This is a genomic window from Hassallia byssoidea VB512170 (assembly GCF_000817785.2).
Lineage (GTDB): Bacteria > Cyanobacteriota > Cyanobacteriia > Cyanobacteriales > Nostocaceae > Hassallia > Hassallia carrinoi.
Map to the genome: position 1 here is coordinate 1 of NZ_JTCM02000188.1, position 6,133 is coordinate 6,133.

Annotated in this window: 5 protein-coding genes; 2 read left to right on the forward strand and 3 right to left on the reverse strand. The window is 40.9% G+C overall.

The window, feature by feature from the left end; translation table 11 throughout:
* Window positions 1–337: 337 nt before the first annotated feature.
* Window positions 338–1,276: a lipase family protein gene (locus PI95_RS34240; protein WP_052324619.1), complete on the reverse strand. Its 939-nt coding sequence runs from the start codon at window positions 1,274–1,276 to the stop codon at window positions 338–340.
* Between the two features lie 601 nt (window positions 1,277–1,877).
* Here PI95_RS34240 and PI95_RS34245 point away from each other — a divergent pair.
* Complete coding sequence (locus PI95_RS34245; protein WP_039737149.1) at window positions 1,878–3,386, forward strand: hydroxysqualene dehydroxylase; 1,509 nt, start codon at window positions 1,878–1,880, stop codon at window positions 3,384–3,386.
* A 186-nt stretch (window positions 3,387–3,572) separates the two neighbouring features.
* Here the strand turns inward: PI95_RS34245 and PI95_RS34250 are convergent, their stop codons facing one another.
* Window positions 3,573–4,187, reverse strand: a complete 615-nt coding sequence (locus PI95_RS34250) for a DUF3318 domain-containing protein (protein WP_039737151.1) — start codon at window positions 4,185–4,187, stop codon at window positions 3,573–3,575.
* Between the two features lie 49 nt (window positions 4,188–4,236).
* Here PI95_RS34250 and PI95_RS34255 point away from each other — a divergent pair, with 49 nt between their 5' ends.
* Window positions 4,237–4,494 carry a hypothetical protein gene (locus tag PI95_RS34255; protein ID WP_039737153.1) on the forward strand — a complete coding sequence of 86 codons (258 nt, stop codon included), beginning with the start codon at window positions 4,237–4,239 and terminating at the stop codon, window positions 4,492–4,494.
* Window positions 4,495–4,593: 99 nt separating this feature from the next.
* Here PI95_RS34255 and PI95_RS34260 read toward each other — a convergent pair.
* A partial coding sequence (locus PI95_RS34260; RefSeq protein WP_163519457.1) for an iron uptake porin occupies window positions 4,594–6,133 on the reverse strand: 1,540 nt, incomplete at its 5' end.

The following is a 6,133-nucleotide window of genomic DNA, read 5'->3' on the forward strand; positions in this document are numbered from 1 at the left end:
CGTAAAGATTGTCCATGTTCTTTTTGACTAGCTCACTCATGCGATCGCAATATTTGGCTTCGTCTTTTTCTGGGTATTCAGTAAATAGTTTCATTTTGTTTCAAGTAGGATTAATTAATCAATTGAGTTTATTCAATGCTGCGTAGGCGCAGCCCAACCTAGGCATCGCTTGTTTGCGGTTATTGCCCACTTAATTTTCAAGGATTTTGTTAAAACGCTTGTCGTCATACATCATACTCATAGCAGATGTTTATTAAAAGTCAAAAAAATTAAAATATTTTTTTACTTTTTTTGACTTTTAGATAAAAGACGAGGAAGCGATTTTGTAAACGACACGCTACGCGATCGCACTTTCCTCTGAAATTACTCTGAGTAATGGCGGAATATAGCCTGTTGACAAGGAATGATCGGTGATGCTGTTTATCCCTTGTTCGCGCAGGTCTTTGACTATATCAATGAAGATTTCTTGCCACTTTTGCCACAAGTTTAACTTTTCAAAATCTAAGATTTCGCCATCTTGCGTTAAATATTTAATTTGCCCAACATGATAAAACAAGAAAAGCGGTGCCCAAGTGGGAATTTTGGTAACAACATCATTGTTATTAACAAATCGGAATGTCTTAGATTTGAGTTGAGAATTATATAACTTTGCAAACCTCAAATCTCCAACTCGAGGTTGTCCATAGGTATAAACTCCACTTACTTCAAAAGGAAGTTTGTCTAAGAAGATACAGCTAGCTGCGGCTAATACTGCTACAGCACCGCCTAAACTGTGTCCGGTAAACCACAGTGATTTAGGCGAATCCTTCATTTCTTTTTGGATGATGGCTTTAATGCCTTCACCTTCTATCCTTCCTTGAGGATCGTTATAAGGTTGCCAAATATCATTTAAATACCTACAAAAACCCGTATGCAGGCAGATATGGTAATTGTCAGAAAAATCTTTATTCTTTAGCCGTTCAAAATTAATCTGCCAGTCGGATAATTCTTCACTTCCCCGAAAAGCGACGATAACTTTCTCTGCATCCGCCACCAGAATTGCTTGGGCACCTTTGTTATTGAAGCAGTAAACGCGATCGCTATTAAATCCCCAAGCGGATGCTTCTTGCTTGACTCGCGATCGCCAGTCATCGTTATTTTCATCTTTACCTCCCAACTTTTCTACTTTTCCTCTTCTGTAACTTTCTACACAAAGTTGAGCTAACAGGTAAGCATTGTTAGCATCATAATTTGATGCTTGGGAATTAAACGATGCAAAGGAAATAATATCATTCACAGCAAAACACCTAAAACATTTGAAATACTAGTATCGATGAAGATATAGTAATCCTAAATCATTGGTGAGAAAACAGTATAGTCATTAAGTTTGGCTTAGTCAAAAACTTGACAATGAATGGATAACTCGAATAATGCGTCGTATTTAGTCGCAAATATTACTTTAACTCTCCTTTAGTATTTTCTCACCGATGATTCCGGATGCTATAGCTAAATCAACTTAAATTCTGTTGAATTGCTATTTGCTCAGACGAGCAATAAAAAGAAAGATTCAGAAGGTAGAAGTAAGCTTGTCTGAATGCAATTATGAATCGACGTTTAAAAACGTGGGATTCAAACAAAGATGCTTTATACCTCGCTCTGCGCCTCTCGGTATAATTATTCTTTTTAAGTTGGCTTTATACTCATAATTTAAGTTTTTCTTAATACTTTTTTATCAGTGTCTCTGCCTTTATTTGTATTTATTACTGTATATGTTCAGTTAGGATTACTACCTAATTTAGGTTATTTTACTGATAAATAGCTTCTATCGACAATGTACGAAATGTTAAAATTGCAACTTACAATAAATTAATGGATGGAATAAAAAACAGGAGAAAATCATGACAGAAGGGTCACAACAAAAACGGGTAGTAGTTGTAGGTGCAGGTTGGGCTGGTAATGGTGCAACTTACCACTTAGCCAAACAAGGTTACGATGTGACCCTTCTCGAAGCTGGTGCTAATCCTGGTGGACTGGTAGCGGGTTGGAAAACAGCAGGGGGACAATCTGTAGAAGCGGGTGTTCATGGCTTTTGGTATCCTTACAGAAATATATTTTCTCTTATCAACGAACTTGGAATAAATCCCTTTACAACTTGGACTCGTTCATCTCAATATTCGCCTTTTGGGTTAGAAGTTGAATCACCAATTTTTCAGGATTTACCGCGACTTCCTACCCCTATAGGAACATTTTTATATACACAATTTAAACGTTTACCATTAATAGATAGAATCAGCGCCCTACCTTTACTTTACGCCTTAATTGACTTTGATAATTCCGATGAAGCTTGGCGACGTTATGACTTTGTGACAGCGCGAGAATTATTCAAAGATTTTGGAGTTTCAGCGCGGCTTTATCGTGACTCATTTGAACCGATGTTGTTAGTAGGTTTATTTGCCCCAGGCGAACAATGTTCTGCCGCTGCAACTTTAGGAATGCTGTACTTTTTTATTCTCGCCCATCAATCAGATTTTGATGTCGTTTGGTGTCGGGGAACAGTGGGAGAAAAGATATTTCGCCCTTGGGTAGAACAAATTGAAAAAGCTGGTGCGAAGAAGTTAACAAATCGCCGCGTTACCGACATAATAGTTGATAATAATCGGGCAACAGGTGTTGTTTGCGGTGATGAAGTGTTTGATGCCGATGCGGTAATTTTTGCAGTTGGTATCACCGGGATGAAGAAAATCGTATCAAATAGCCATAGCTTACAAAGCCGTCAAGAATTCATAAATTTGAGCAACTTAGGGGCAATTGACGTTTTAGCAACTCGACTGTGGTTTGACCGGAAAATTGAAATTCCGCGTCCTTCTAATGCTTGCTTTGGCTTTGATGCAACTACCGGGTGGACATTTTTTAATTTGAATGAACTACATGACGAATATAAAAATGAACCTGGGACAGTAATTGAAGCAGATTTTTATCACGCCAATCAATTTTTAAATTTAAGCGATGAAGAAATTGTACAGAGAGTTCAACGCGATTTAGCAACTTGCATTCCCCAATTTCGTCAAGCGAAAGTGATAGATAGTAGCGTAATTCGTTTAGCAAACGCAGTATCTCACTTTGCACCCGGTAGCTATCGCTATATGTTGCCAGCTTCGACAAGTTATGATAATGTATTTATGAGCGGTGATTGGATTGTTAGCCGTCACGGTTCATGGTCACAAGAAAAGGCTTATGTGACAGGTTTAGAAGCGGCGAATTTAGTAGTTGATTATTTAAAACAGGGTAAACCTGCCGAGATTTTACCTGTAGAAGCGGATGAACCGCATATTCAAGTTGCCAGAGGCGTTAATAAAATAGTGCGTGACTTGGGTAAATCTATTTTGCCTGATTTTTGGTTGCCGTGATGGGAATTTAAGGATTATCTCACGCAGAGACGCGGAGGCGAGGCAGCGCGTTGCGGGGGTTCCCCCCGTTGTAGCGACTGCCGTCGCAAAGGAGTAGAATGAGCGCAAAAACTCTCTCCAACTCTCATTCCTCTGTGTCCTCTGCGCCTCTGCGGTTCGTTTCTCTAATTCTCCAAAGCCTGAAAATTACATCGAATTATTCTTATAACTTTCCGGTACACCGATCGCCGACTTTCCAGCGATCGCTCGTAAATTTTGGCAGCGAATTAATTCGCTAAAATTTAAACCAGAACGTCCTTCAATTTTGGCTACCGTCTCAATTGCAGTTAACAGATGTTCTGCGGCTTCAGTTTCTGAGTAACCCCGACGTAATGCGATTCTAATTGCGGCTGTATCTGCGTTTAACTCTGATTCTTGGGAATTATTAGTGCGCCAAATTCTAATTAAGGCGATCGCACTTAATCCCCCAGCGACAACTACACCTACCACATCTTGTTGCGCTGATTCCACGAATCCGCCTAAAATACCCGCCACTACCACACCTTGATAAATGTCGGGTTTAAACCACTTTACCCCGGTTAACCAGCTAATTGTCCGCAACAGCAGCAAATCGCGTTGCGGCTGCTTTAGGCGACGCCACAAATCAAAGTTAATATATATTGGTCGCTCCTGATTCCAAGGTAAGGGAAAAGAAGCATCAATCACCTTTGACTGTTCTGGCTGAGGTACGAGTTTCACCGTCATTCTACCAGAAGCCGGCATCACATCTAACAAACGACGAATTTCAACATTAGGCTCCATGATTAATATTATTAGGCATAATGAGCAGTAAAATTAGAATTTTTACTACATGGAAGCTTTTGCTCTTATCCCACCTGAATGGACAAATCAGGGAATTCACGCTCATAAGTTTTGCTGTCCTAAATGCGGCGCAAGTAGCTTAGAAGCCGAAAAAGTTTGGATTAATCGGCGATCGCCTGTCCTTACAGAAGAACGTCGCCGCAAATGGCAGGAATTTTACAATTGTAACTGCGGTTGTGTGTGGTGGGCTTGGAGTAGCGATCGCCCTCCAACAAATTTATCCAAACAAGATAATAATCTCACATAACCAAATTTTCAACAAACAAAAGCCAGCAGAGGCGGGCTAATATTAATTTACCATACTATGAAGCCCGCTAGTCATGGCATTGTTTGTGTAGCTTCATTCTTAAAAACTGAAAGTGGTACGCACTGTACCTACATAAATGGTGTCATTGCTATCATTATGCTCAGGACTCAAAATCACCAATAAACCGGGAGTAACAGAAATATTGTCGTTCAGTTGCAGCCTGTAGAGACCTTCTAAATGGTAAGAGGTATCTGAATCTCTTAGCCCTCTACCACCAGCAATATTGGCATCGTTGCTAGTGGTTTTAGGTGGTTGACCAAAGATAAAACCAAGCAGATTACCTTTTCTACCAAAGTCTTGCAAAGCGAGGCTAGCACCCCAGTAGTTGAATGTCGCATCATCACCTTCGTTGGCAATTACGTTAAACCCGGTAGGTCCATTTCCGTCGAACCTAGTTGTGCCAGTATTTTGCGCTTCGGCTTCAGTGTAACCATACCAACCACCAATTAGCAACTTAGAGGTGAGTTTAAAAGAAGCTTCTACACCGTAGTGATTAGCAGAAGTTGCAACATTACCAAAGGGATTATTGGCAATGCTGCTACCTGTGGCTTCAAACTGGTTCACGCCACCAGCACTATTTTGATAGGTACGTGCGTAGGTTAGACCGACATTAAAAGCTTTAGTGGGTTGAAAACCTATCTGAACTAAAGCTGCATAGTTACCATCAAGTAAACCATTTTTATCCAAAGGATTCTTAGCTGTATTAGTACGTCCGCCAGCTAAATAAGCAACAGAGGCAGTTAAAGGTCCATTAGCGTTAAAGCTGATAGTTGCACCTGCACCACCCTGACCTTGACGGTAAATAGGACTGAAGCGACCATAACGGGAAATAGCACCCTGACCAGTGCTAGCAAAGGGGGAGCTGAAGGTGTTGATGTTTTCCCAAAATTCACCATTGTTTGCATCAACCTTGACACGTATTGCCTCACTTAGGTTGAAAGCATAGTTGATTTTATCTACTTCGACACTGTTACTAGTGTTGTTGTCAAATGTCAAACGGGTCATGTTAGTACCCGTTGAAGCCTCACCTAAGCTGGCATCGTTATTATTTATAACATTGCCAGCTTGCAAACGAATTTGTAACTGGTCTTTGCCAGAGAAACTGCTGAGTAAGTTCAAACGAATCCGGTCAGAGAAAGTCGTGTTGGCATCTAAGTCGCGGTCTGCTGCGTTTGGATTATTTCTCAGTGTAGCAGCGCTTATTGCTGCGTTATCGCCGAAAGAATCAGACAAGGCGAAAATTGCTTCGCCAATCAACTTGGTAGTAGTGGAAAACTGATTTGCTTGCATCTCGGCACTTCTGGCTTCTAGCCCATCTACACGACCGCGCAGAGTTGCCAATTCAGCGGAAAACTCTTCTTGCAAATACTGTAAGCTAGCGAAGTCTTCTTTAGTCACCAAATCGGCGGTAGCTGTCGCAATCAATTCGTTAACGCGGTCTAAACAGGCATTCAAACCAGCCGCAAATTCATAACGGGTTAATGCACGGTTGCCGCGATAAGTGCCGTTTGGGTATCCAGCGATACAGCCATACCGCTCAACTAGAGATTGTAATGCTTGGAATGCCCAATCTGTCGGC

What these genes read in the sequence shown, in the direction of transcription:
- PI95_RS34245 (WP_039737149.1), top strand. Translation starts at nt 1,878, where the DNA reads ATGACAGAAGGGTCACAACAAAAACGGGTAGTAGTTGTAGGTGCAGGT.
- PI95_RS34250 (WP_039737151.1), bottom strand. Translation starts at nt 4,187, where the DNA reads ATGGAGCCTAATGTTGAAATTCGTCGTTTGTTAGATGTGATGCCGGCT.
- PI95_RS34255 (WP_039737153.1), top strand. Translation starts at nt 4,237, where the DNA reads ATGGAAGCTTTTGCTCTTATCCCACCTGAATGGACAAATCAGGGAATT.